Below are 25,046 nucleotides of genomic sequence, written 5' to 3'. Positions count from 1 at the left end.
GACGGGGTCAGCACCGAGAACCGCCTGCGCATCCTGCGGCTGATCGAAAACCTGACCCTGGGCACCGCCGCCGTGGGCTACCGCACCGAGTCCATGCACGGCGCCGGCTCCCCTCAGGCGCAGCGCATCATGATCTCCAGACAGAGCAACCTCCTCCACAAAAAATCCCTCGCCAAGGCCCTCGCCCATATCAAGGAGTAAGAGGGGCGGAAAACAATATACAGTACATAGTCTTGTCAATGAAACAAAAAGGACCTGCGGCGTAAGCCGCAGGTCCTTTTTTCGCGCATTCAGCACATGGGCTTCAGGTTGGGGGAAACAATCAGTGTGGCTTCGGTGGCGGCCTGGACCTGCTCCACCGTGAACTCGGGGTTGATCTCCACCAGCTCCAGACCCTTGTCGGTCACGTCGATGACGCACATCTCGGTAATGATCTTGGTGATGCAGTGGACTGCGGTGTAGGGCAGGGTGCACTTCTTCAGAATCTTGGGCTTGCCCTTGGCGGTGTGCTCCATGGCCACGATCACGGTCTTGGCGCCCACCAGCAGGTCCATGGCGCCGCCCATACCGGGCATCTTCTTGCCGGGGATGATCCAGTTGGACAGGGAGCCCTCCTCGTCCACTTCCAGACCGCCCAGAATGGTGGCGTTTACATGGCCGCCGCGGATAAAGGCGAAGGAGGTGGCGGAGTCAATGTAGCAGCCGCCCTTGGCCGCCTGAGCGGGAGATCCGCCGGCGTCCGTCTTGTAGAAGGGCTCCGCCTCGTCGGCAGTGGGTTTGGGGCCGGTGCCGATAATGCCGTTCTCGGACTGCAGGATGACGTGCACGCCCTCAGGCAGGTAGGCGGGAACCATCGTGGGCAGGCCGATGCCCAGGTTGACCACGTCGCCGTCCTTCAGCTCGGCGGCGACACGCTTGGCAATAAAGCCCTTGATCTCAGACTTTTCCATTACAGCTTCCCTCCATCCACGATGTAATTGATGTAGGCGCCGGGCGTAACCACGTTCTCCGGCTCGATGTCGCCCACCTCAACCAGGTGGTCGGCCTCGCAGATCACGATGTTGGCGGCAGTGGCGGCCACGGTGTTGAAGTTCCGTGTGGTGCCCTTGTACCACATGTTGCCGGCCTTGTCCACATAGTGGGCGTTTACCAGCGCAATGTCGGCCTTCAGGGCCTTCATCAGCAGGTAGTCACGGCCCTCGATGGTCTGCTTGCCCAGGCAGAGGGGAGACTCCTCAACAATGGTGCCCACACCGGTGGGGGTGAGCACGCCGCCCAAGCCGGCGCCGCCGGCGCGGATCATCTCAGCCAGGGAGCCCTGGGGAACCAGGTCGACCTGCAGGGTCTTGTCCACCATGCCTTGGGTGCCTACGTCGGGAGTCATGCCCACATGGGTGGCAATGACGCGCTTGACCTGATGATTGTGCACCAGTTTGGCCATGCCATAGAACTCAATGCCGTTGGGGCCGGTAGCCATGCCGCAGTCGTTGCCGATGATAGTCAGATCCTTCTTGCCGCTGGCGGCCAGAGCCTCGATAATGTGGTGCGCGCTGCCACAGCCCAGGAAGCCGCCAAACATGATGCTGGCGCCATCCGGAATCATGGAGACAGCTTCCTCTACGGAAATAATCTTAGCCACGATTGATACCCTCCTAATTAAATGTATAAAGCACAGTGTAAAAAGAAGAGGGAGGGGCGGGAAGCGCCCCTCCCTCAAGGTACACTGCAACTGCCTATCTGCCTATGCTCAGCACTTCTCGAAGATGGTGGCAACACCCTGGCCGCCGCCGATGCACAGCGTGGCCAGACCCTTCTTGGCGTCGGGGCGCTTGGCCATCTCGTGCAGCAGAGTGACGATGATGCGGGCGCCGGAGCAGCCCACGGGGTGGCCGATGGCAATGGCGCCGCCGTTGACATTGACCTTGTTCATGTCAAAGTGCAGCTCACGGGCCACAGCGATGGACTGAGCGGCAAAGGCCTCATTGGCCTCCACCAGGTCGATGTCGTCGATCTTCAGGCCGGCCTTCTCCATGGCCTGACGGGAGGCGGGCACGGGGCCCACGCCCATGATCTTGGGATCCACGCCGCCCTGGCCCCAGGAGACCAGCTTGGCCATGGGCTTGAGGCCATACTTGGCAACCGCCTCGCCGCTGGCCAGCACAATGGCGGCTGCACCATCGTTGATGCCGGAGGCCTGGGCTGCGGTCACACGCTGCACGTGCTTCCTGGCGTCCGCCTCATGGCACTCAGTGACCGGGAAGGTGTGGACGATCTCGTCCTCGACACCCTCGGGGCCGCAGGGGAAGGCACCCTTCAGCTTGGCAATGCCCTCGACGGTCACGCCGGCCTTGGGGAACTCGTCCACCTTGAATTCCACCATTTCCTTCTTCTTCTTGACCATAACGGGCACGATCTCGTCCGCGAACTTGCCGGCCTTCATGGCGGCCTCAGTCTTCTGCTGGGAGGCGGCGCCGAAGGCGTCCAGCTCCTCACGGGTGATGCCCCACACATCGCAGATGTTCTCGGCGGTGGTGCCCATGTGGTAGTTGTTGTAAGCGTCCCACAGGCCGTCCTTAATCATGGTGTCCACGGCCTTCTTGTCGCCCATGCGGGCACCCCAGCGCTCAGCGGGCAGAGCGTAGGGAGCGGCGGACATGTTCTCAGTGCCGCCGGCCACAATCACGTCGGCATCGCCGGCCAGAATGGCGCGGGCACCCTCGATGACGGTCTTCATGCCGGAGCCGCAGACCATGCCGACGGTGTAGGAGGGGACGGCATAGGGAATGCCGGCCTTTACGCTCACCTGGCGGGCCACGTTCTGGCCCAGACCGGCGGTCAGAACGCAGCCGAACATCAGCTCGTCCACCTGCTCGGGCTTCACGCCGGCGCGGTTGAGCGCTTCCTTGACAACGGCGGCACCCAGATCCACGGCGGGCACATCCTTCAGGCTGCCCCCAAAGGAACCGACTGCGGTACGGCAGCAATTGACTACATAGACTTCTTTCATGATTGATGAGACCTCCAATTTTATTTGATTCCGCGCTGGAAATACCCTTCAGTTCAAATTATAACGCCGGGGACTGAAAAAATCAACCTGAGAAAGAAGGAAATAGACACTTTTGAGAGAAATTGAACTTGGGTCATTCAGTGGAAAAGCTCCGTCCGCCTGCCGCAAAAAAGAGCCGCCCCGGAGCGCCCGGGGCGGCTGAAAAGCAGGGGATGCAGACAGGGGATCAGTCGAAACGCGCAAGGTCCGCGTGGGTCTGCAGCCGGTCGGCGGTCAGCTCCGGCGCGGCGTCGTACAGGACGGCCAGCGTTCGGGAGGCGCTGGCCTCCAGACCGATGCAGATGGTAAAGGTGACGTCCGCCTCGGCGGAGCCGGGTCTGCCGTTGTACTGAGCGCTGACGGGCGCGGTAAAGGTGAGCACCAGGTCGCTGCGGTAACAGTTCTCCAGCCGGGCCTCGTCCTCCAGCAGATAGCGCCGGCCCAGGTCGCCGGAGAGAAGATCCTCCCGGACAGCGGAAAGCAACTCCTCAGAGGGGGTAAAATAGAGATCGGTGTAGCTGTCCGTCTCCGGATCGTACACACTGGTAAGGGTAATGTCCACCAGACGGCAGTTCTCGTCCCATCTGTGGAAATAGGCCTGTTCCGTCAGAGCCGGGGTGTTGATCAGCTGATTCAGCAGGGCGGCCGGGGAGCCGGAGGTATTCAGGGCCTCCTCGGTGATGGGCAGGGCATAGTGGCGGATGAGGGTGCCGCCGTTCTTAAGCTGATAGGTGATCTCAAAATTGGTGAAGCCAGCGGTCTGTACCTCCAGGCCGTCACGGGACTCAGAAATCCAGCCGTCCAGATCAACGCCGTCCAATTCGTCCTTTCGATCCACAATGGCCTGGTGCAGCTGCACCAGCAGGGCCACATCGTCTGGCTTAGAGAGCTCCAGGTCGGCATAGCTGCAGTCGTCCGAGGGGTAGGAGCCAATGGAACTGATCCGCGCGGAAGCCACCTGGTCGGCATCCGGAAGGCGGCGCTCAAAGCCGGTCAGGTCCAGCTCCATAACACACATGGCCGCGGCCAGGCAGACCAGCAGCACCACACAACCCTTCCAGCCCCGGTGAAATACCCGGAAGGTCTTGCGCAGCAGCATTTCAGCAATAAAATACCCCAATGCGCCGCTGAGGAGCATAAAGAGCAGCAGGGTCCATGGGCTGTGGGGGGTAATGGCATAGAAGATGCTGTAGAGCAGCATGCCCAGGGCCACGGCGCAGCAGGCGGCCAGACCATACTTGAATACCGGCCGGACCCAGCTCACCGCCACCACGTCGCCGGCGCACTCCAGCTGACGGCGGCGGTAGACGAGCAGGGCGAGGACGGCCAGCACCACGCCCACCAAGGCGTAGAAAAAGATATAGCTCAGTCCGGAGAAACGGGCCAGATTCGCCTCGTCATAACGCACATTCATGTGCCGGGCCAGCTGAAGCAGGGGGGTAAGCCAGGCGGCGGCCTCGTACAGGCGGTCAACGCCCACGTACCCAAAGAGGAACTCCTGGGCCATGGTATTGAAGAGGGTCACCAGCCCGTAGGCCAGACCGTTCAGGATGCCATAAAAGGCGGGCAGGGCGAGGATATGGCCTGTAAACATGGCGCAGAACACGGCGAAGGAGTAAAAGAACAGGCACAGAAGACTCTGCGCCACCAGCCAGAGGAACAGGCTGGAGAACACCAGAATACCCATCAGCGCCTCAGTGGCCAGGGCGATGAGAAAGACAGCCAGATGGGGCAGGAAAAAGAACGCCAGCCCGGAGAGATAGTTGGTGAGGAACAGAGCCTCCCGCCGCACGGGCAGGGCGTGCAGCAGCCCCACAGAGCGGCTGCCGTAGAGATAGGAAAACACCGCCATGGCACCCAAAATGCCGAAGAGCGCGGCCATCCAAAGGCCGACCATGGGGAGATACCCCAGCGGGAGAGCTTGGGAAAGGGTCCAGTCCGCGTTGCGGTTGGTAAACAGGGCCACGGGAATCAGAAAAAACCAGATGACCCCGTACAGGCCCCAGATGGGCCAGAAGCGGGCCAGATTCTTCCGGAACAGGGTAACGTTAAAGCACGATGTCACGGACCGCATAGTCCTCACCTCCCAGCTCATAGATAAAGATCTCCTCCAGGGTCAGGGGCAGGGCCTCCATGAGGATGGGGGCGTAAACCGCCAGACGGTTGGTGACCTCGGTGGCGTTGCCCCGGACAATGAGGGTGTGAATGCGCCCCACCTGGGCCACGTTGAGCACCTCCAGATCCGCGGGCAGTTGGGGCATCTCCCGCTCCTGGAACACCACCTGCATTTTCACCAGATTTTCCTGCAGGTCGGACAGGGAGCGCTCAATGAGCACCTTTCCCCGGGAAAGAATGCCCACATGGTCACACACGTCCTCCAGCTCCCGCAGGTTGTGGGAGGAGACCAGCACCGTGGTGCCGTGTTCGGCCACATCCCCCATAAGCAGACTCCATACCTGTCGGCGCATCACCGGGTCCAGGCCGTCCACCGGCTCATCCAGCACCAGAATGTCCGGCCGGCAGCTCATGGCCAGCCAGAAGGCAGATTGCTTCTGCATGCCCTTGGACAGACGGCGGATGGGCTGCCGCTCGTCCACTGTGGGGAACACGTCTTTGAGCGCCTGGTAGCGGGCGGCGTCAAAGCGGGGGTAAAAGCCCTGGTAGAAACGCATCATGTCCCGGGTAGAGGCGGAGAGAAAGGAGTACAGCTCGTCGGGAATGCTGTTCATGCGGACCTTGACCGCAGGGTTTTCATACACGGGACTGCCGTCCACGGTCAGTGTGCCGGAATCCTGGCGGAAGACCCCGGTGACATGGCGCAGCAGGGTGGACTTGCCGGCGCCGTTGGGGCCCACCAGGCCGTAGATGGAGCCGGTCGGGACCGTCATGGTCAGGCTGTCCAGGGCCCGAAAGCGGTCAAAGGTTTTGACCAGGTTGTTTGCCTCAATCATGCTGCTCCTCCTCTCGCGCGGGGGCGGCCGCCGCCCGCAGGCGCTGGTACAGGTCCTCCGGCGTCATGCCGAGAAACAAAAGCTCGGCTGCGGCGCCGTCAAACTGGACCAGAAGGGCGTTGCGCCTGGCCTGGTCCACTCCTTCCTGAGGGGCGGCAAAGGACCCCTTGCCCATGACGGTGTAGAGATAGCCCTCGTGTTCCAGGGACTCGTAGGCCCGCTGAATGGTGTTGGGATTGATGGCCAGGGAAGAGGCCAACGCACGGACGGAGGGCAATTTATCTCCGGCCTGGAGCGCCCCAGTGACCACCAGATGCCGCAGCCCGTCCTTTACCTGTTCGTAGATGGGCCGCGCATCGCGGTAGTTGAGACTAATCATCGTCCCGGCTCCTTTCGCGTGGTAGGGTGATAAGTGTATGAAGCGAATTAATACACTTAGTATACACATTGCGCGGGGGAAATACCTTAAGATTTTCTGATGAATTTCTTTCTTTTGCAGGAAAGGGAGAAAACGCAGGGCGCTCCGGCCGGACAGAGCGGGCTCCGGCGGCGGGGAATGAGGCGAAATATCCGGAAAGCGCGGACAAAACAGGCGGAATTTGTGCAATCATCCCAAGAGCAAAAGAAATATGTACTTTTTTGAAAAATACGATGCAATTTCTCCGGCACTTTGGTATAATTGTGGCGTAAAGGATTGAGAAGGGGAAGATGGACCCGCCGGCGGCGCCGCCAGAGGCGCGGAGGCCGCAGATTGGAGCAGGAAGGGGCCCGCCCGCGGGCGGGATAAGCGCGTGGAAATACGTGCTATATAAAGAAATTGAGAGGATGTAGAACATGATCGCACACGGTAAGGATATCAAGATCTTTTCCGGAACCTCCAACCGCCCTTTGGCAGAGGCCATTTGCAAGGAAGTGGGCGTACAGCTGGGCAACGCCGAGGTGGGCGCGTTCTCAGACGGGGAGAATTTTGTCTCCATCTATGAGACCGTCCGCGGCTCCGACGTGTTTGTGGTGCAGTCCACCTGCGCGCCGGTCAATGACAACCTGATGGAAATGCTCATTATGATCGACGCGTTCAAGCGGGCCTCCGCCGGCCGCATCACCGCGGTGATGCCCTATTTCGGCTATGCCCGCCAGGACCGCAAGACCAAGCCCCGCGACCCCATCTCCGCAAAGCTGGTGGCCAACCTGATTACCCGTGCCGGCGCCGACCGGGTGCTCACCATGGACCTGCATGCCAACCAGATCCAGGGCTTCTTTGATATCCCGGTGGACAACCTACTGGGCTCCCCCATCTTCACCCAGTACTTCCATGATCGCTTCGGCGAGCAGGACGACGTGATGGTGGTCTCCCCCGACGTGGGCTCCGTGGCCCGCGCCCGCGCCTTTGCCCAGAAGCTGGGCATGCCCCTGGCCATTGTGGACAAGCGCCGGCAGAAGGCCAACTCCTCCGAGGTGATGAACATCATCGGCGACGTGAGGGACAAGCGGGTCATCCTCCTGGACGACATGGTGGACACCGGCGGATCCCTGTGCGGCGCGGCCAAAGCCCTGGTGGAGATCGGCGGGGCCAAGTCGGTGACCGCCTGCGCCTCACACGGCGTGCTCTCCGGCCCCGCAGTGCAGCGCATTCAGGACAGCGTGCTGGAGGAGTGCATTTTCCTCGACACCGTTCCCCCCAAGCCGGATGTAAAATGTGATAAGATTAAGTACCTCTCCGTGGCCCATATGTTTGCCGAGGCCATTGAGCGCATCTATGAAGAGGTCTCTGTCTCCAAGCTGTTTGTATAAAAACGAAACGATACGGCGTCCTACAGGGGCGGAGCGATGCTCCGCCCCCGTTGCCGCTTTGAGGGGAAAAGATGTTTTTTGTAAGAAAAAGTAATTCCGGCGGGGTTGAATGGCTGATTGTGGGCCTGGGCAACCCCGGGGACAAGTACGAGGCCACCCGCCACAACGTGGGCTTTATGGTGGTGGACGAGCTGGCCGAGCGGGCGCGGACCCCGGTGCAGAAGCTTAAATTCCGCGCCTTGACCAACACGGCCCAGGTGGGGGACGCCAAGGCGCTGCTGATGAAGCCGGTCACCTATATGAACCTCTCTGGGGAGGCGGTGCGCCAGGCGGCTGACTTTTACAAGGTGCCCCCGGAGCGGGTGCTGGTCATCTCTGACGACGTATCCCTGCCCGTGGGGAAGCTGCGCCTGCGCCGCGGCGGCTCGGCCGGGGGGCACAATGGGCTGAAAAATATCATTCTTCACTTGGGGAGCGATCAGTTTCCCAGGGTAAAAATCGGGGTGGGGGAGAAGCCCCACCCGGACTATGACATGGCCGAGTGGGTGCTCTCCAGATTTATCGGGGAGGACAAGCGGACCATGGACGAGGCGATCAAGCGGGCCGCCGACTCGGTGGAGTGCTGCATCCGGGAGGGCATGGACCGGGCTATGAACCGTTTTAATTGAGCAGCTGAGATGAGACGAAAGCAGTTTTGTGAATTGGGGCCGGTCTGCTACCGCATTTCCCTGTGGAAGGAGGCAGCGCGCAAGCGCCTGCGGGACCGGCGGGCCGGCGTCCGCTTTGCCGCGGGGCGGCGGGAGGAGAATCTGCCGGTGATCGTCAAGGGGCACCGCTCCCCGGTGCTCCGGCGGCTGGCCGGGGTGGACATGGTCCTTCAGGAGAACAAGCGTACCAATCTGGCCTTGGCCGCCGCCTGCATCGACGGTGTGGTGGTGGAGCCGGGGGAGAGCTTTTCCTTCTGGCGGCTGGTGGGGCCGCCCACGGCCCGGCGGGGCTATCTGCCCGGCCTGGCCATCGCCAGCGGCGCGGCCCGCACGGCGGTGGGGGGCGGCCTGTGCCAGCTGGCCAACCTAATCCACTTTCTGGTACTCAACAGCCCGCTGACGGTTACTGAGCTGCACCACCATACCGACGCCCTCTTTCCAGACGACCGGCGGCGGGTGCCCTTCGGCACCGGCACGTCGGTGTTCTGTCCCCATGTGGACTATCGGTTTTTCAACGCAACCGGCCGGCCGGTGCAGCTGCGGGTATGGCTGGAGGGGGACGACCTGTGCGGGGAGCTGCGGGTGGAGCGTCCCTTTCCCTGCCGCTATCGGCTGGTGGAGGAAAACCACCATTTTGTCCGGGAGGGGGCGGAGTATTACCGGGTCAGCCAGGTGTACCGGCTGGTCATCGACCGGGCCAGTGGGACACAGACGGCAAAGGAGCTGGTCCTGGACAATCACTCCCGGGTGCTCTATGACCCGGCCCTGATTCCGGCGGAAGAATTGGTGTAGCACCGGAGGCATACCATGTTTTTGGAAGAGATACGGCAGAACAGCGCCCGTCTGGGGGAACGGCCCGCCCTGTGCGCCGGGGAGGAGCAGATTTCCTGGGGAGCGCTCTGGCCCCGGGCGGAGAGCCTGGCCGCCCGCCTGCGGGCGGAGGGGGAAGGTCCGGTGGCGGTGCTGGGCGTGCGGGAGGTGTGGGTCCCGGCGGCCTTTCTGGCCTGCCTCATCGCCGGCCGGCCCTACCTGCCCCTGGACCCGGCCCTGCCGGCGGCCCGGCGGCGGGTCCTGCTGGAGCGGACCGGGGCGCGGCCCCTGACCCGGGCGGACTGGGAGGCGGCCGTTCCGGGCGGACGCTGCCCGGCGGCGGAGGCTCCGGAGGGCATTGCGTACCTGCTCTTCACCTCGGGCAGCACCGGCGTGCCCAAGCAGGTGGCGGTGAGCCGCCGCAACCTGGAGCACTTCCTCCGCTGGGCCCGGAGCCTGCCCGGCGTGGCCGGGACGGCGGGCAGGGGCGTGCTGGGCCAGGCGGCCCTGTCCTTTGACCTGTCGGTGGCCGATGTGTACCTGTCCCTGACAATGGGGGGCGTGCACACCACCCTGACGGCCGGGGAGCTGGGGGACTTTCGTACCCTGTTCCGGCGGCTGGAGGAGGCCGGACCCGCCCTGCTGGTAGGCACCCCGTCCTTTCTGCGGCTGTGCCTGCGGGACGCCGCCTTTGCACCGGCCCGGCTGCCCGGGCTGAGGACCGTCTTTTCCTGCGGAGAGGCGCTGTCGCCCCGGACGGCGGGGCAGCTGCTGGAGCGCTTTCCGGGCCTGACGCTGCTCAACGCCTACGGCCCTACCGAGGCCACCTGCGCCGTGAGCGCGGTGGCCATCACCCGGGAAATGTGCGCCAGGCCGCTGCCCATCGGCCGGATGGGGGAGGGGGCCGTGGAGCTCTCCCTGGAGGACGGGGAGATCGTGCTGCGGGGGGAGAGCGTGGCCCCGGCCTACGGCGGGGTGTACCCCACCGGGGACCTGGGGCATGTGGAAAACGGCCTGCTCTACTTTGACGGACGGCGGGACGACCAGATCAAATACAGGGGCTACCGGATCGAACCGGCGGAAATCGAGGCCACCCTGGAGAGCCTGCCCGGTGTGGAGCGGGCCTGCGTCCTGCCCCGGCGGGCGGGGGGACAGGTGCGGGGCCTGACCGCCTTTGTGGAGACCGGACAGAGGCTGAGGCCGGAGGCGCTGGCCGAGGCGCTGGCCCGGCGGCTGCCGGCCTATCTGATCCCCGGGGAGTGGCGCTTTTCTGCGTCGCTGCCCCTGACCCCAAACGGAAAATGCGACCGGAAGCGGCTGGAGGAGCAGATGTATGGAGCTTGAGACACAGGTGCGGGAGCTGATCGCGGCGGCCTGCGGCACGCGGGAGGCCCTGGAGCCGGGCACGGACCTTTTGGAGCGGGGTCTGCTGGACTCCCTGGGGCTGATCACCCTGCTGGAGGATCTGGAGGACCTGGGCATTGAAATTCAGCCCACCCAGGTGCCCCGGGAGGCATTTCGGACCGTGGACGGGATTCTGGCCCTGTGCAGAGAGGCGGCCGGGACCGGCTAAGCGGGGCTGACCTCTGCGCTGGACGGCAGGGGCACTCTGCGCCAATGGTTTCCAATTTTTTCTATTTATTAAAGCGAGGTGTCCCATGAAGGAGCTTTTATCCGCCCTCAACCGCATTCCGGAATTTCAGAGCCTGCTGGCCGCCATGGACGGCGGCGGGTGCCCGGCGGCCTTTTCCGGGCTGAGTGCGGTGCATCGGGCCTATTTTGCCGCCGGAGTGCGCCGGTACCAGGAGCGCCCAGTGGTGGTGGTGTGCGCCGACGAGGGGGAGGCCGAGCGCATGGCAAAGGACCTGGCCGCCTTTTCCGGCGAGCCGGTGTGCACCCTGCAGGCCCGGGAGTTTACCTTTCACAACGCGGCCGTGGTCTCCCGCCAGTGGGAGCACCGGCGGCTGAGCGTGCTGCGCGCTCTGGCGGCGGGGGAGTGCCCCCTGCTGGTGTGCACCGTGGAGGCCCTGCTCCAGCGCACCCTTCCCAAGACCCTGCTTACCCAGGCCTCCCAGGTGCTGCGGGTGGGGGAGCGCTGCGACCTGACCGAGCTGGCCGGGACCCTCGCCGCCGCGGGCTACGCCCGGTGCGAGCAGGTGGAGGGCGTGGGCCAGTTTGCCCTGCGGGGCGGCATCCTGGATTTCTTTTCCCCCGCCCAGGCCAGGCCGGTGCGGGCGGAGTTCTTCGGGGACGAGGTGGACTCCCTGGGACTCTTCGACGCGGGTACCCAGCGGCGCACAGAGAACATCAGCCAGGCGGAGATCCTGCCCGCCGCCGAGGTGCTCCCCCAATTTGCCCCCGGCGGCCGGGCCGGCCTGCTGGAACAGCTGGATGGTCTGATTGCCCGGACGAGGAGCGGCCGGTGCGGAAGCGCTCCGCTGCTGGCCACCCTGGAGGAGGACCGGGAGCGGCTGGCCGGGGGGGCCTCCTTCCCGGCCATGGACCGGTATTTGGCTCTGACCTATCCGGAGCTGGCCACGGCGGCGGACTACCTGCCGGAGGACGCGGCGGTGCTTTTCTCCGAGAGCCCCCGGGTGGCGGAGCGGGCCCGTACCTGGCTGTGGCAGATGGAGGAGGATGTAAAGACCCTGCTGGAACGGGGGGAGCTGGCGGGCGAGCTGGCGGAGGTCTCCCTCAGCTTTGAGGGGCTGAACAGGCGATTGGAGCAGTGGCCGGTGTGCTATCTGGACTCCTTTGCCGCCTCCCAGTATCCCAGCCGGCCCCGCACCCTTCTGAACCTGCTGGCCAAACAGCTGCCCTCCTACGGCGCCAGCCTGGAGACCGCAGTGTCCGACCTGGCCCACTATGTCAGCGAGGGCTATTCCACCGTGGTACTGGTGGGCAGCGAGCAGCGGGCCCTGAACCTCCAGGCCCTGCTGCGGGAGCAGAAGATAAGGACCGCCGTGGATTTCCAGCTCCATCAGCTGCCCGCCCCCGGAAAAGCGGTGATCGCCGTGGGCGGGATGACCGGGGGCATGGAATTCCCCGGCGCGCGGCTGGCTGTGCTCACCGAGGGGGGCGCGCAGACCGGGCGGAAAAAAGGGAAGGCCAAGCCGGTGACCAACCGGCAGAAGCTGGGCTCCTATGCCGACCTTTCCCCCGGCGACCTGGTGGTGCATGAGCACCATGGCATCGGCCGGTATGTGGGCATGACCAAGATGACGGTGGACGGGATTGAGAAGGACTACGTCAAATTGGCCTACGCCGGGGCGGACGTGCTCTATGTGCCCGCTACCCAGCTGGACCTGGTGAGCAAGTACATCGGCGGGGGGGAGGACGCCGCCGAGACCAAAAAGCTCTCCCGCCTGGGGGGCGCGGATTGGGAGAAAGCCAAGACCCGGGCCAAAAAGGCGGTGCAGGACCTGGCCAAGGGGCTCATTCAGCTCTACGCTCAGCGGCAGCGGCAGCCGGGCTTTGCCTTCTCGCCGGATTCCCCGTGGATGAAGGAGTTCGAGGACGAGTTTGAGTACGCCGAGACCGACGACCAGCTGCGCTGCATCGCCGAGATCAAGCAGGACATGGAGCAGGCCCGGCCCATGGACCGGCTGCTGTGCGGGGACGTAGGCTACGGCAAGACCGAGGTGGCCTTCCGGGCCATTATGAAGTGTGTGCTCGACGGCAAGCAGGCGGCCATTCTGGTGCCCACCACCGTGCTGGCCCGGCAGCACTACCTGACCGCCAAGCAGCGCTTTGCCAAGTATCCGGTGGAGATCGACGTGGTCTCCCGCTTCCGCACCCCGGCCCAGATGAAGCAGACCCTGCGCCGGGTGGCCGAAGGGAGGGTGGACCTGCTCATCGGTACCCACCGGCTGCTGCAGAAGGATGTGCAGTGGAAGGACCTGGGCCTTCTGGTGGTGGACGAGGAGCAGCGCTTCGGCGTTACCCACAAGGAGAAGCTCAAGGAGATCTCCAAGCAGGTGGACGTGCTCACCCTGAGCGCCACCCCCATCCCCCGCACCCTGAATATGGCTCTGTCCGGCATCCGAGACATGTCCACCCTGGAGGAGCCGCCCCTGGACCGCCAGCCGGTGCAGACCTATGTGCTGGAGCACGACTGGGGTGTGCTCTCCGACGCCATGCGCCGGGAGCTGGAGCGGGGCGGGCAGGTGTACTACCTCCACAACCGGGTGGAGACCATCACCCGCACCGCCGGGCGCATCAAAGAGATGCTGGGGGAGGACGCGGAGGTGGCCGTGGCCCACGGCAAGATGACCCAGGAGGAGCTTAACGAGGTCATGCAGCGCATGAGCGAGGGCGAGGTGGATGTACTGGTGTGCACCACCATTATTGAAACAGGTATTGATATTGCCAACGTGAATACCTTGATTATCGAGGACGCGGACAAGATGGGGCTGGCCCAGCTCCACCAGATCCGGGGCCGGGTGGGGCGCTCCAGCCGCCGGGCTTACGCCTATCTCACCTACCGCCGGGGCAAGGCCCTCAGCGAGGTGGCGGCCAAACGGCTGGGTGCCATCCGGGAGTTCGCGGAATTCGGCTCCGGCTTCAAGATCGCCATGCGGGATCTGGAGATCCGGGGCGCGGGTAATGTGCTGGGCCCGGAGCAGAGCGGCTTTTTGCTCAGCGTGGGCTATGACATGTACCTCAAGCTGCTGGAGGAGGCGGTGCTGGAGGAGCGGGGGGAGAAGCCGCCGGTGCAGACCGAGTGTGCCGCCGACCTGAGCGTGGCCGCCTCCATCCCGGACCGGTACGTGCCCTCCCCGGAGCAGCGGATGGACCTCTACCGCCGCATTGCCGCCATCCGCTCCGAGGCGGACGCGGACGACGTGGTGGATGAGCTCATTGACCGCTACGGGGACCCGCCCCGGACGGTGAACAACCTGATCGCCGTAGCCCTGCTCCGGGCGGACGCGGCGAAAAACGGCATCTCGGAGATCGGCCAGAAGGGGAGCAATCTGAATTTCTACCTGACTCAGTTTGACCTGCAGCGGGTGAGCGCCCTGTGCGCCATGGACAAATACCGCTCCCGCCTGCTCTTTTCCGCCGGGGAGCGCCCCTACCTGGCTCTGCGCCTGAAAAAGGGAGAGGACTCCCTGAAGCTGGGGCGCAGGCTGGTGGAGGACTACGGGGCCACCGCGCCGGAGGAAATCTGAAGTTTATGAATATTCGGTAAAACCGGCGGATTTTTCGTTGTGCGGGAACCGGAAACGTGCTATAGTGGTTTTCGCTGAATCCATGCCAGCTGTTTATTTAAGGAGGATACCACCTATGAAATGCGCAAAAAAATTGCTGGGCCTGTCCTTGGCCGGCGCCCTGCTGATGGGAACACTGGCCGGCTGCGGCGACAGCCCTGCCCCGTCTGCCACGCCCGCGCCGGACGATATCGCCTACCAGGCGGCGGGGATTGCCCGGGATACGGTGCTCTTTACGGTAGACGGCGCGGACGTTACCACGGATGACTATCTGTTCTGGCTGCTGGGCTCCATTTCGGACGCCAAGCAGAACGGCTATCTGGCCGACGATACGGCGTGGGAGGAGGAGATCGACGGCGTAGCCACCTCCGAGTACCTCAAGACCGCGGCGCTGGAGACGGCCAAGCTCTATGCCGTTATGCAGAGCAAGGCGGCCGAAAAGGGCCTCGCCCTGTCCGAGGACGAGCAGGCCGAGGCGGACGCCCAGATGGAGCAGATGTCCAGCTATCTCAGTATGATGGGTTACACGCTGGAGGAGTATCTGAACAGCCAGTGTATTACCGAGGAGACCTTCCGAGCTATGAATGAGGTCTACTACCTCAATCAGGCCTATGTGGCCAAGCTCGTAGAGGAGGGAGACGAGCGCCTCCAGGCCACGGAGGAGAATATGACGGCCTTCTTGGACGAAAACGGCTTCTACAGCTGCAAGCACATCCTGCTCACCACCCGCCGGGAGACCGGGGAGACTGATTCCTCCGGCAATCCGGTGTACGAGGACTTCTCGGAGGAGGAGACCGCAAAGGTGAAGGAGGAGGCCGATGCGCTCCTCGCCCAAATCCGCGCCGCAGACGACCCGGAGGCCGAGTTTGACAAGGTGATGCAGGAGCGCAGCGACGACGGCCGGGACGAGGAGGGCAACCTCTATTCCCCCGACGGCTATGATACCTATGCCGGTCAGATGGTGGCCGAGTTTGAAGAGGCGGCTCTGGCCCTTCAGGTGGGTGAGATCAGCGAGCCGGTGAAGAGCCAGTTCGGCTATCACATTATCCTGCGTCTGCCCCAGGCCACGGAGAACGAGACCTATCAGGGCTATTTCCAGACTTATGCCATGAACCAGATCGTGGACGGCTGGGTGGCCGAGGCCAAGGTGGAGACCACCGACGCCTATGACGCGCTGGACCCCAAGGCGTTTTATAATAAGATGACCGAGCTCAACGAGACCTGGGCCGCGGAGAAGCAGGCCGAGCAGGAGGCCGCTGCCGCCGCCACCGCCAGCCCCTCCGCCGAGCCGGAAGGAACTGCCCCTGCGGACACCGCCCAGCCAACCCCTACACCGGCCGGGGAATAAGCTGCTGGCCGAATTCTACAGAAAAAGGGCCCCGCCATCTGGCGGGGCCCTTTTATAATTAAAACAATTGTTTGATAAAAACAAACAATAGATGATTTTAAAATTCAATTGTTGTGTCAATCTATATCTATCGTTTAGAAAGGGCGGTAGTGGACATGACAGAGGCCGAGCAGAGGAGACGGGAGGTCTGCATCCCAGTGGGAGAGCGCATTCGCCACTTCAGGGAAGAGGCGCGCATGACAAAGGAGGGGCTGGCGGAAGCGGCGGATATCTCCACCCAGTACGTCAGCGACATTGAGCAGGGACGAAAGTGTATGAATTTTATCATCTTTGGGCGTATTGCCAAAGCGCTGCATATTGATATGGAGACACTGCTCTACGGCTGCCGGGCGGAGAGTCCGGCCGAGGCGTGGGCCATGGAATACCTGCGGGAATTGACGCCGATGGACCGGCAATACGCCGCGGACATGCTGATTCACGCGGCGCGTGCGATCCTGGGAAGCGGGCCGGAGGACCAGGGGGTGCGCCGGTGAGACCCATCCGGGTGGTGCTGGCGGAGGACGACCCGTCCGACCGGCTCCTGGTAGAGGCCCACTTTGCACGGCAGCCGGATTTGGAGCTGTGCGCTGCAGCGCGGGACGGATTTGAGGCCCTGGAGCTGGTGGCGAGGGAGCGGCCGGATTTCCTGTTGCTGGATTTGGTCATGCCCGGCCTGGACGGGCTGGAGGTGCTCCGGAAGCTGGGGGAACAGCCGCCCCAGAGGCGGCCCGGAGTAGTGGTGACCTCCCGGGTCGGCAGCAGCCGGGTGACGGACCTTTGCATTCACCTGGGTGCCAGCTATTTTGCCATCAAACCGCTGAATATGGCCAGCCTGTTTTCACTGCTGCGGGCGCTGCACCGGGATGTGCTTCGGGAAAAGGCACTGGATCTGCTGGTGCAGATGGGGGCGCAGAGAGACCATCTGAGCGTGCGGCAGACTGCGCAGACCGCCGCCGCCTTGGCCAGAGATCCGACCCAGACCATGCTGCTCAAGCAGGCGTACTATGACTCCATTGTGGAAAGCGGGAGCACCTGGATTCGGGTGGAGAAGAATATCCGCGCGGTAATCCGGTCCATTCACCAGGCCGGCTCTCCCCTATATCGGACCCTCCTGGAGGCCGCCGCCCTGGCGGACCAGCCGCCCAGCAACCGGGTTTTTCTGTGGAGGCTGGCCGCGCGGCTGAGGGGATAAGCCCTCGCCAGATTTCCCCTGAAATCGGACAGGCTGCGTGCTATACTGATATCCAAAGAACAGGAAAATAATGGATGTCAAGGGGAGATACCAATGAGCGTATGGCACGCAAAGAGCGCCCGGCAGACGCTGGAGCAGCTGGAGACGGACAAGGTCCGGGGACTGAGCGGGGAGGAGGCGGAGCGCCGTTTGGGCCGATACGGCCCCAACCGACTCCAGGGGACTAAGCGGGAGAGCCTGCCCCGCCGCTTTTTTGGGCAGATGAAGGACCCGATGATCCTGGTCCTGCTGGCCGCGGCGGCGCTGTCCCTCTGGGCCAGCGGGGGAGAGGATTGGCTGGACGCGGTGATTATCCTGGTGATTGTGGTGGTCAACGCCTGTATCTCCATCTCCCAGGAGGACAGCGCCGAGCGGGCGCTGGAGGCACTGCGGCGTATGTCCGCGCCCCTGGCGCGGGTGGTGCGGGACGGAAGGCTGGAGCGGGTGGAGGCTGCGGACCTGGTACCGGGGGATATCATCCGTCTGGAGGCGGGGGACCTGGTGCCCGCTGATACCCGCATCCTGGAGAGCGCCGGGCTGACGGCGGACGAGAGCGCCATGACGGGAGAGTCCGTCCCGGTATCCAAGGGCGCGCTGGGCGCGCTGCCCGAGGACACGCCCCTGGCGGACCGGAAAAACATGCTCCTCTCGGCCACGGTCATTACCGCCGGCCGGGCGGCCGGGGTGGTGGTGGGCACCGGAATGGACACCGAGGTGGGCCGCATCGCCGGGCTGATGCTGGGGGAGGAGAGCGCACAGACCCCCCTGCAGAAAAAGATGGCGGAGATCTCCAGGACGCTGTCTTTCCTCTGCCTGTGCGTATGCGCGGTGATGTTCGGGGTGGGCCTGCTCCAGGGCAAGGATCTGCTGGGCATGTTCCTCACCGCGGTCTCCCTGGCGGTGGCCGCGATCCCGGAGGGACTGCCCGCCATTGTCACCATTGTGCTGGCCTTGGGCGTGCAGCGGATGGTAAAGCGGGGAGCCATTGTAAAGCGCCTGCCCGCGGTGGAGACCCTGGGCTGTGCCAGCGTGATCTGTTCGGACAAGACGGGCACCCTCACCCAGAATAAAATGAGCGTGGTGGACGTATGGACGCCCCGTCGGGGAGAGCGCGCCCTGGCCCTGACCATCGGAACCCTGTGCAGCGATGCGGTGCTCTCCTACCGGGGCAGGCTGCCCCAGTGCACCGGAGACCCTACCGAGACGGCCATTGTGGAGCTGGCGGAGCGGGAGGGGGTGGAGAAAAACCAGCTGGAGGCGGACTGGCCCCGTCGGGGAGAGCTTCCCTTTGACTCCACTCGAAAGCTGATGACCACGGTCCACCAAAAGCCCGGCGGGGGATTCCGGGTGTGCGTGAAGGGGGCGCCCGACGTGCTGCTGCGCCGCTGCCGGCAGGCGGGGACAGGCCGGGCCGCCGGCCGCAATGAGGCCATGGCGGCCAAGGCGCTGCGGGTGCTGGGCGTGGCCTATAAGGATCTGGAGTTTCTGCCACGGGAGCTCAGCAGCGCCCTGCTGGAGCAGGATCTGACCTTTGTGGGGCTGCTGGGGCTGATGGACCCGCCCCGGCCGGAGGCGCGGGAGGCGGTGGAGCAGTGCTTTGCCGCCGGCATCCGCCCGGTGATGATCACCGGCGACCACAAGCTCACCGCCGTGGCGGTGGCCAGGGAGCTGGGAATCTTCCGGGCAGGGGACCTGGCCATCACTGGGGAGGACCTGGACTTTATGCCCCAGGAGCTGCTGGAGGAAGAGGTGGAGAAGTTCTCCGTCTACGCCCGAGTCTCCCCGGAGCATAAGATGCGCATTGTGAAGGCTTGGCAGGCCAGGGGAAAGGTGACCGCCATGACCGGGGACGGAGTCAATGACGCCCCTGCCCTGAAGGTGGCGGACATCGGCTGTGCCATGGGCATTACGGGGACCGACGTGGCCAAGGGCGCGGCGGATATGATTCTGACCGACGACAATTTTGCCACAATCGTCTCCGCCGTGGAACAGGGGCGCGGCATCTACGCCAACATCAAAAAGGCCATCCACTATCTGCTATCCTGCAACATCGGGGAGATCCTGACCATCTTCCTGGCCACCCTGTTCGATTTTCACCAGATGCCCCTGGTGCCGGTACAGCTGCTTTGGCTCAATCTGGTGACCGACTCCCTGCCCGCCCTGGCGCTGGGGGTGGAGCCGGTGGAGGAGGGCGTCATGGATCAGCCGCCCAGGGAGGCCCACGCCTCCCTCTTTGCCCACGGTTTTGCCCTGCGTCTGGCCTGGCAGGGGGTAATGGTGGGGGTGCTGACCCTGGCGGCCTATTTTCTGGGGGAGTATGTCCTCTCCGATCCGGGACAGGCCAGCTCCACGGCCAACACCATGGCCTTTGCAACCCTGACTCTGTGTCAGCTGTTCCACGCCTTTGACGTGCGCAGCGAGCGTGCCTCCCTGCTGCACATCGGCCTGCTTTCCAACCGGGCGATGAACCGGGCGTTCCTGGTGGGCATGGCCATGCAGCTGGCGGTATTATGCATTCCGCCCCTCCAGGCCATCTTTAATACAGTACCCATGAGCCCGATGGAGTGGGCGGTGGTGCTCGCCCTGGCGGTAACGCCCGTGGTGGTGTGCGAGGCGGTAAAGGCCGCCGGCCGGGGCCGGGTGCGGCGAAAGCCCGCCGGTCAGGCCGGGAAAGAGGCCCTGCTGTCCCGTTAAGATAAACAAAGCGGAGGTCCTGCTGAAGCAGGACCTCCGCTTTGTTTCAATCAAACTCAATCCTGCGCCTGGGTCTTGCGCCACTCGTTGAGCACGGCGCAGAAGACCAGGGAGAGGAAGCTCTCCTCCGCGGCGGCGGAGCGAGAGGTAAGGGCGATGGGCACTTTGGCGCCCACCACGGCGCCGCAGGTCACGGCGTGGGCGTGGATCAGCCAGCTCTTGACCAGGGTGTTGGCGGAGAGCAGGTTCTGGGCCACAATGCCGTCAAAACCACCGCCCGCCCAGGGACAGTCATAGTTTTTCAGACGGCAGGCTTCCTTGGAGATAATCAGGTCATAGGAGATGGGGCCCCACAGCTCACAGTCGGCAAAGGGCCTGGACTTCTGCTCGGCCACCAGGCGCTGGGCCTCGATGGTGTCGGGCATGTGGAAATTGACGTTTTCCACCAGCGCCAGCAGAGCCAGCTTGGGGTTTTCGTAGCCGAAGGCCTTCAGCGCATCGGCCATATTCTTGATAATGGCCTTCTTCTGGGCGGGGTTGGGATTGACAATAATGGTCATATCGGACAGCGCCATCAGCTTGGGGTATTCGGGAATGGAGGCCAGAGAGACATGGCTCATGATCCGGTTGGTGCGTAGGCCGTTTTTTTTATCCAGAACGGGCATCAGAAAATCCCGGGTGGGCATGCTGCCCCGCATGAGGATGTCGCCATCCCCGCAGGTGATAATGTCAATGGCGGCCTGGGTGACATTATGGCCGGGCGGGGTGTCCACCATGGTGTAGGGCTTGTTTTCCAGCCCCAGCTTTTCCAGCTGGGTGATGGTGCGGGCACGGTCGCCCACCAGCACGGGTTGCACAAAGCCCTCCTCCTGGGCTCGGAAGAGACCACGGAGCATATTCTCACCGTCTGAGCCGGCCAGAACGACCCGCAGCGGAGCTGGGAGCTTCGGGATCCGGCTGATAATATTATCAAAGTTCTTTAATTCCATGTAGTCCGCCTCTTTTCCACACATTTTCAAAGGGCACTGAAATTACCCTAGTATAATTATACGGCCTATTCGGAAGGAAAACAAGAGGAATTTGTGAAAAGTGTCGGAAAAGTGCCCGGGTATGGCCGCATATTTTGGGGGAAAGAGGGCATACTGGCAGGGATCATTGGAAAAGGAGGTGGAGCGTATGGGCTTTTTTGGCCGGGATGAGGCGCGCATACCGCCTCATCCCCGAAAGGAGCCGCGGATTTCCCTCCCGCTGAGTCTGGAGAGCCTGGAGCAGGTTTTTGCGGACTGCGTGGACTTTTCCCACCGGGAAGTGGCTTTGGCCGGTGATGAGGAGAAAAAGCTGACTCTGTGCTACATCGGCGGCATGGTGAAAATGGAGCGGGTGAGCGACTATGTTCTGCGGCCACTGGCCCAGGACAGCGCCCTGGCTGCCTGCCCCGACATGGACGCCGTGATGGCGCAGATCAAGGCAGGGGCGCTGTACAACCTGGGGGTGGACGAGCGGGACACCATGGATACGGCGGCGGCTGACCTGGTAAACGGCAACTGCCTGCTGCTCTTTCCTGGGAAAAGCACGGTCCTCTCCTTTAACGTGGGGACCGAGGAGAAGCGCTCGGTCAGCGACCCGGAAAACGAGACCGTGCTTAAAGGCTCCAGGGACTCCTTTGTGGAGTCCCTGCGGACCAACACCAGCCTGGTGCGCCGGCATCTGAAAGCCCCGGAGCTGAAGATCCGGGAACAGATTGTGGGGAGGCAGTCCCTGACCACAGTTGATATCCTGTGGATGGAGGGGATTACCGACCCGGAGCTGGTGCGCCAGGTGGAGGAGCGGCTGGCGGCCATTGACATTGACGCAGCCCTGTCCACCGGAAATATTGAGGAGTATATTGTGGACTGTACCGGCACCGCGTTTCCGCTGGTGCAGTATACGGAGCGGCCGGACAAATTCTGCGCCGGGCTGGCGGAGGGCCGGGTGGGGGTGCTCATCGACGGCCTGCCCTTGGGCTATTTGGCGCCCGGCGTGCTGGGGGATTTCCTGAGGGCCAGCCAGGACAAATCCAACAACTGGATGCTCTCCTCCGTGCTGCTGGTGCTCCGAGGCATCTGCCTGCTGCTCACGCTAACCCTGCCCGGCTTCTATGTGGCCATGGTCACCTTTCATCAGGAGATGATTCCCACACGGCTGGCGCTGTCCATCATCGCGGCCAAGCAGGATGTGCCCTTTATCTCGGTGTTTGAGGTGCTGATCCTTCTGCTGGCCTTTGAGATTCTGCAGGAGGCGGGGCTGCGTCTGCCCCAGTCCATTGGGCAGACCGTATCCATCATTGGCGGGCTCGTGGTGGGCACCGCGGCGGTAGAGGCGAAAATCGTCTCCCCAGCGGTGCTGATTGTAGTCTCAGTGGCAGGCATCGCCGGATATACCATGCCCAGCCAGGAGCTGGCCGGCGCTTTGCGCATCTGGCGGTTTGTGCTGGCGGTATTCTCCAGCGTGGCCGGGCTGTTTGGGCTGGTCATGGGCGCGGCCGCGCTGGTCATTCACCTGGCGGGAATTGAGAGCTTTGGGGTGTCCTACCTCACCCCCTTTGCCGCAAACGACGGGAAACAGGTGGAGGGGCATGCGGTACTCCGGCAGCCGCTGCCCCGGGTAAAGCTGCGCCCCGACGCTCTCAAAACGCGCAATCGGAGGAACCAGGGATGAAGCGGACGTGGCTTTTCCTGGCTGCGGCGGCCGTGGTACTGATGGTGCTGGGGGGCGATCCCTTGGACCTGCTCCCCTATGCCCGAGAGATCGACACCGTGGTGCTCATGCGGACCATGGGGGCGGACGTGACGGCGGAGGGGGTAAGTGTCACTTTGTCCAGCGGGGCGGAGGACGGAGAGCTGCCCGAGCTGCTGGACGGCCAGGGCGGGACCATCAGCGGGGCCCTTCTGACGCTCCAGGGCAAGGGGGAATCCAGCCTCTTCTATGGCCACGTGGGGCAACTGCTTTTGGGAGAGACACTGGCCCGGGAAAACCTGCTGGCCCCGCTGGACTATGTGCTGCGGGATGTGGAGACCCGCCTGGATACGGACCTCTATATCATCCGGGGCGCTGATGCGCAGACCGCCATCCGCTCGGCGGCCGGACCGGGCGAGTCGGCGGCGGACCGGCTGGAGGCCATGTCGGAAGACGCGGGCCTGCTCTCCGCCACCATGACCCGTACGGTGGGGCAGGTGCTCACGGACCTGGGGGAGCAGGAAGCAGCGTTTGTCCCGGCCCTGGAGCTGGCGGAGGGAACCCTGGAGGCCGCGGGGTACGCAATTTTAAAGGAAAACAGGCTGGTCGGATGGACACAGGAGGCTGCGGCAAAGGGCGTCAACCTCTATCTGGGGCAGGTGGACGCGGACGTGTTGGAGACGGAGCATGTGGCCCTGCGCATTGTAGGGGCCAGAACCAGGGTGAAGCCTGTCTTTGAGGGAGAGGCTCTGACCGGACTGGAGATCCGATGCAGGGTAGAGGCTAATTTGGCCGAGGGGACGCCGGAGGTGGACTTGCGGGACCGCAGGCAGCTGGAGGCGGTGGAACAGCGGCTGGCGGATACAGAGCGTGCCCGGCTGGAGGCGGCCCTGGCGCTGTCCCAGGCGCTGGACGCGGATTATTTGGGGCTGAAACAGGCAGCCTGCCTGGCCGCGCCCTGGAGGAAGGCGGATATCCAGGCCGGATGGAACCTGCCCGGACTGGAGCTACAGGTTGTGGTTCAGGGCAAAGTTGAACGCGGCTATGATGCCTCTTAAAAAATAAGGAAATGCCGTGACGCGGTAAATCAGAACAAGGTGGTGAACCCATGACCGACGACCAGATCTCCATGCGGCAGCTGATGGTGCTCCTGTTTACTGCCCTGCTGTCCCCTGTGGTACGCCTGCTGCCCACTCGGACTGCGGAGGAGGCCGGAAGGGCGGGGTGGCTGTCTGCCCTGGCGGCGCTGCCCATCGTCCTGGCCCTGTGTTGGGTCATCTCCGCCCTGTTCCGGGGGACCGAGACCGGGACCGGGTTGGGAGAGATTGCCCAGAGGGTCCTTGGGGCGCCTCTGGGCAAGGCGCTTGTCCTCCTTTATCTTATATGGGGACTTTTCCTGTTGTGTGCAAATACTCGGCTGTTCGGGCTGCGCTTTTTGTCCACCAGCTACCGCAACGCTCCTCTGGGATTTTTTCTGATGGCAGCCCTGCTGTTGGTGCTGTGGCTGGTGAGAAAGCCGCTGTCTGCCTTTGCACGGGCGGCGGAGCTGTTCTATCTGGCGCTGGCGCTCTGCCTGGGGCTGACCCTGTTCTTCGGCCTGTTTCGGGTGCGGGCGTCCAATGTCCTGCCGGTATGGGCCGAGGATGTGCCGGGTGTGGCGCGCGCTGTGCGGCCGGTACTGTCAGTGGTGGGATATGGAGTGTTCGGCGCCTTTCTGGGCGGAAATGTGACCCGCCGCTCCAGTGACCGGCGGCGGAGCCTGAAATGGGCGGCCGCTTTCTGTGCGGTGCTCGCGGCTCTGCAGCTGGTCTGTTTAGGCAATTTCGGGCCTGAGCTGACCGCACGTATGGACACCCCCTTTTTTATGATGGTAAAGGGAATCGGTGTGCCCGGAGCCTTTGAACGGGTGGAGTCGGTGGTAATTGCTCTGTGGGTCCTCTCGGATCTTACTCTCCTGGGCCTTTTAGCCTCAGCCTGCTGCGCCATGGCGCAGTCGGTATTCGGATTCCGAAAGCGCAGTACGGCCGCGTGGCCGGTCGTGCTGGCCGCATTAATCGGAGCAATTTTTTTCTTTCCCGATGCCTTTGCCCTGTCTCAGTGGATGGGGCAGGCCGCTGAATGGGGAGGAGTTATCTTCGGATTTCTGATTCCTGCCGCGCTTCTACCCGCTGTGCTCCTCCGGAGGAAAGGGTAAAGCACGCATATCTTGTGGATAACCCGGGGCAGAAAAGGGCATATCTTGTTGTATCAAGAAGCAGTAAAAAAAGACGAAAGAAATTGCAAAAAAGGTGTTGACAAGTCGCAGCCGATTTGGTATATTAATTGAGCGCTCGCGGGAAAGCCTTGAAAGTGCAGAGGTTTCCGGGTTCCGGCCAGAAAATGGCTGAAAAAAGTGAAAGAAAGCACTTGACAAGCGAGCAGCGGGTATGTTAAACTAAAAGTCCTGACAGCGGCTCGGGAGAGCGGCTGGATGAGGGACGAGCGTGTACCTTGTAAATTAAACA

Annotated in this window: 21 protein-coding genes; 14 read left to right on the top strand and 7 right to left on the bottom strand. The window is 63.3% G+C overall.

Annotated elements, in window-relative coordinates; translation table 11 throughout:
* Positions 1–201: 4-hydroxyphenylacetate 3-hydroxylase C-terminal domain-containing protein (locus H9Q75_RS12490; RefSeq protein ID WP_279287666.1), on the top strand; the 201-nt coding region annotated here is incomplete at its 5' end.
* A gap of 89 nt (positions 202–290) precedes the next feature.
* On the opposite strand, the gene H9Q75_RS12485 is transcribed toward H9Q75_RS12490, so the two are convergent.
* From H9Q75_RS12485 to H9Q75_RS12460, 6 genes are all read right to left on the bottom strand, one after another.
* Complete coding sequence (locus H9Q75_RS12485; protein WP_186567629.1) at positions 291–950, bottom strand: 3-oxoacid CoA-transferase subunit B; 660 nt, start codon at positions 948–950, stop codon at positions 291–293.
* Positions 950–1,639 carry a CoA transferase subunit A gene (locus H9Q75_RS12480; protein ID WP_186567627.1) on the bottom strand — a complete coding sequence of 230 codons (690 nt, stop codon included), beginning with the start codon at positions 1,637–1,639 and terminating at the stop codon, positions 950–952. The genes H9Q75_RS12485 and H9Q75_RS12480 overlap by 1 nt, the downstream gene beginning before the upstream one ends.
* 108 nt (positions 1,640–1,747) lie before the next feature.
* Positions 1,748–3,007, bottom strand: a complete 1,260-nt coding sequence (locus tag H9Q75_RS12475; RefSeq protein ID WP_186567625.1) for an acetyl-CoA C-acetyltransferase — start codon at positions 3,005–3,007, stop codon at positions 1,748–1,750.
* A 226-nt stretch (positions 3,008–3,233) separates the two neighbouring features.
* Positions 3,234–5,120 carry a hypothetical protein gene (locus H9Q75_RS12470; RefSeq protein WP_186567623.1) on the bottom strand — a complete coding sequence of 629 codons (1,887 nt, stop codon included), beginning with the start codon at positions 5,118–5,120 and terminating at the stop codon, positions 3,234–3,236.
* Positions 5,095–5,997, bottom strand: coding sequence for an ABC transporter ATP-binding protein (locus H9Q75_RS12465; protein ID WP_186567621.1), 903 nt, complete (start codon positions 5,995–5,997; stop codon positions 5,095–5,097). The genes H9Q75_RS12470 and H9Q75_RS12465 overlap by 26 nt, the downstream gene beginning before the upstream one ends.
* A complete protein-coding gene (locus tag H9Q75_RS12460; protein ID WP_186567619.1) occupies positions 5,990–6,376 on the bottom strand; it encodes a GntR family transcriptional regulator in 387 nt (128 codons plus the stop codon). The genes H9Q75_RS12465 and H9Q75_RS12460 overlap by 8 nt, the downstream gene beginning before the upstream one ends.
* 455 nt (positions 6,377–6,831) lie before the next feature.
* Here H9Q75_RS12460 and H9Q75_RS12455 point away from each other — a divergent pair, with 455 nt between their 5' ends.
* From H9Q75_RS12455 to H9Q75_RS12410, 10 genes are all read left to right on the top strand, one after another.
* Positions 6,832–7,788, top strand: a complete 957-nt coding sequence (locus H9Q75_RS12455; RefSeq protein WP_186567617.1) for a ribose-phosphate pyrophosphokinase — start codon at positions 6,832–6,834, stop codon at positions 7,786–7,788.
* A 71-nt stretch (positions 7,789–7,859) separates the two neighbouring features.
* Positions 7,860–8,456: an aminoacyl-tRNA hydrolase gene (gene pth / locus H9Q75_RS12450; RefSeq protein ID WP_186567615.1), complete on the top strand. Its 597-nt coding sequence runs from the start codon at positions 7,860–7,862 to the stop codon at positions 8,454–8,456.
* A 9-nt stretch (positions 8,457–8,465) separates the two neighbouring features.
* Positions 8,466–9,287, top strand: a complete 822-nt coding sequence (locus tag H9Q75_RS12445; protein ID WP_186567613.1) for a VanW family protein — start codon at positions 8,466–8,468, stop codon at positions 9,285–9,287.
* 15 nt (positions 9,288–9,302) lie between these two features.
* The gene (locus H9Q75_RS12440; RefSeq protein WP_186567611.1) at positions 9,303–10,649 is read left to right on the top strand and encodes an AMP-binding protein; all 1,347 of its coding nucleotides are present in this window, start codon (positions 9,303–9,305) and stop codon (positions 10,647–10,649) included.
* The gene (locus H9Q75_RS12435) at positions 10,639–10,878 is read left to right on the top strand and encodes a phosphopantetheine-binding protein (RefSeq protein WP_186567609.1); all 240 of its coding nucleotides are present in this window, start codon (positions 10,639–10,641) and stop codon (positions 10,876–10,878) included. Before H9Q75_RS12440 ends, H9Q75_RS12435 begins: the two co-directional genes overlap by 11 nt.
* 85 nt (positions 10,879–10,963) lie before the next feature.
* Complete coding sequence (mfd, locus tag H9Q75_RS12430; RefSeq protein ID WP_186567607.1) at positions 10,964–14,476, top strand: transcription-repair coupling factor; 3,513 nt, start codon at positions 10,964–10,966, stop codon at positions 14,474–14,476.
* 115 nt (positions 14,477–14,591) lie between these two features.
* Positions 14,592–15,863 (top strand): peptidylprolyl isomerase, encoded by a 1,272-nt coding sequence (locus H9Q75_RS12425; RefSeq protein WP_186567605.1) that lies wholly within the window; start codon positions 14,592–14,594, stop codon positions 15,861–15,863.
* A gap of 155 nt (positions 15,864–16,018) precedes the next feature.
* Positions 16,019–16,396, top strand: a complete 378-nt coding sequence (locus H9Q75_RS12420) for a helix-turn-helix domain-containing protein (protein ID WP_186567603.1) — start codon at positions 16,019–16,021, stop codon at positions 16,394–16,396.
* On the top strand, positions 16,393–17,094 hold the full coding sequence (locus tag H9Q75_RS12415; RefSeq protein WP_186567601.1) for a response regulator: 702 nt from the start codon (positions 16,393–16,395) through the stop codon (positions 17,092–17,094). Before H9Q75_RS12420 ends, H9Q75_RS12415 begins: the two co-directional genes overlap by 4 nt.
* 93 nt (positions 17,095–17,187) lie before the next feature.
* A complete protein-coding gene (locus H9Q75_RS12410) occupies positions 17,188–19,827 on the top strand; it encodes a cation-translocating P-type ATPase (RefSeq protein WP_186567599.1) in 2,640 nt (879 codons plus the stop codon).
* A gap of 56 nt (positions 19,828–19,883) precedes the next feature.
* Here H9Q75_RS12410 and H9Q75_RS12405 read toward each other — a convergent pair whose 3' ends face one another.
* The gene (locus tag H9Q75_RS12405) at positions 19,884–20,816 is read right to left on the bottom strand and encodes a phosphate acyltransferase (RefSeq protein WP_186567598.1); all 933 of its coding nucleotides are present in this window, start codon (positions 20,814–20,816) and stop codon (positions 19,884–19,886) included.
* Between the two features lie 187 nt (positions 20,817–21,003).
* Here H9Q75_RS12405 and H9Q75_RS12400 point away from each other — a divergent pair, with 187 nt between their 5' ends.
* From H9Q75_RS12400 to H9Q75_RS12390, 3 genes are read left to right on the top strand one after another with little or no spacing between them, the layout of a single operon-like run.
* Complete coding sequence (locus tag H9Q75_RS12400) at positions 21,004–22,524, top strand: spore germination protein (protein WP_186567596.1); 1,521 nt, start codon at positions 21,004–21,006, stop codon at positions 22,522–22,524.
* A complete protein-coding gene (locus H9Q75_RS12395) occupies positions 22,521–23,600 on the top strand; it encodes a Ger(x)C family spore germination protein (protein ID WP_186567594.1) in 1,080 nt (359 codons plus the stop codon). Before H9Q75_RS12400 ends, H9Q75_RS12395 begins: the two co-directional genes overlap by 4 nt.
* Before the next feature lie 50 nt (positions 23,601–23,650).
* Positions 23,651–24,736 (top strand): GerAB/ArcD/ProY family transporter, encoded by a 1,086-nt coding sequence (locus H9Q75_RS12390; protein ID WP_186567592.1) that lies wholly within the window; start codon positions 23,651–23,653, stop codon positions 24,734–24,736.
* Positions 24,737–25,046 lie beyond the last annotated feature (310 nt).

The organism is Lawsonibacter celer, assembly GCF_014281125.1.
Lineage (GTDB): Bacteria > Bacillota > Clostridia > Oscillospirales > Oscillospiraceae > Lawsonibacter_B > Lawsonibacter_B celer.
This window is presented reverse-complemented; position numbering and strand designations above follow the sequence as displayed.

Excerpts from the sequence above, each read along its gene's own strand:
- H9Q75_RS12475 (WP_186567625.1), bottom strand. The coding sequence starts at position 3,007 with ATGAAAGAAGTCTATGTAGTCAATTGCTGCCGTACCGCAGTCGGTTCC.
- H9Q75_RS12465 (WP_186567621.1), bottom strand. The coding sequence starts at position 5,997 with ATGATTGAGGCAAACAACCTGGTCAAAACCTTTGACCGCTTTCGGGCC.
- H9Q75_RS12460 (WP_186567619.1), bottom strand. The coding sequence starts at position 6,376 with ATGATTAGTCTCAACTACCGCGATGCGCGGCCCATCTACGAACAGGTA.
- H9Q75_RS12420 (WP_186567603.1), top strand. The coding sequence starts at position 16,019 with ATGACAGAGGCCGAGCAGAGGAGACGGGAGGTCTGCATCCCAGTGGGA.
- H9Q75_RS12390 (WP_186567592.1), top strand. The coding sequence starts at position 23,651 with ATGACCGACGACCAGATCTCCATGCGGCAGCTGATGGTGCTCCTGTTT.
- H9Q75_RS12440 (WP_186567611.1), top strand. The coding sequence starts at position 9,303 with ATGTTTTTGGAAGAGATACGGCAGAACAGCGCCCGTCTGGGGGAACGG.
- H9Q75_RS12435 (WP_186567609.1), top strand. The coding sequence starts at position 10,639 with ATGGAGCTTGAGACACAGGTGCGGGAGCTGATCGCGGCGGCCTGCGGC.
- mfd (WP_186567607.1), top strand. The coding sequence starts at position 10,964 with ATGAAGGAGCTTTTATCCGCCCTCAACCGCATTCCGGAATTTCAGAGC.
- H9Q75_RS12485 (WP_186567629.1), bottom strand. The coding sequence starts at position 950 with ATGGAAAAGTCTGAGATCAAGGGCTTTATTGCCAAGCGTGTCGCCGCC.
- H9Q75_RS12470 (WP_186567623.1), bottom strand. The coding sequence starts at position 5,120 with ATGCGGTCCGTGACATCGTGCTTTAACGTTACCCTGTTCCGGAAGAAT.
- H9Q75_RS12400 (WP_186567596.1), top strand. The coding sequence starts at position 21,004 with ATGGGCTTTTTTGGCCGGGATGAGGCGCGCATACCGCCTCATCCCCGA.
- pth (WP_186567615.1), top strand. The coding sequence starts at position 7,860 with ATGTTTTTTGTAAGAAAAAGTAATTCCGGCGGGGTTGAATGGCTGATT.
- H9Q75_RS12395 (WP_186567594.1), top strand. The coding sequence starts at position 22,521 with ATGAAGCGGACGTGGCTTTTCCTGGCTGCGGCGGCCGTGGTACTGATG.
- H9Q75_RS12410 (WP_186567599.1), top strand. The coding sequence starts at position 17,188 with ATGAGCGTATGGCACGCAAAGAGCGCCCGGCAGACGCTGGAGCAGCTG.
- H9Q75_RS12455 (WP_186567617.1), top strand. The coding sequence starts at position 6,832 with ATGATCGCACACGGTAAGGATATCAAGATCTTTTCCGGAACCTCCAAC.
- H9Q75_RS12425 (WP_186567605.1), top strand. The coding sequence starts at position 14,592 with ATGAAATGCGCAAAAAAATTGCTGGGCCTGTCCTTGGCCGGCGCCCTG.
- H9Q75_RS12445 (WP_186567613.1), top strand. The coding sequence starts at position 8,466 with ATGAGACGAAAGCAGTTTTGTGAATTGGGGCCGGTCTGCTACCGCATT.
- H9Q75_RS12405 (WP_186567598.1), bottom strand. The coding sequence starts at position 20,816 with ATGGAATTAAAGAACTTTGATAATATTATCAGCCGGATCCCGAAGCTC.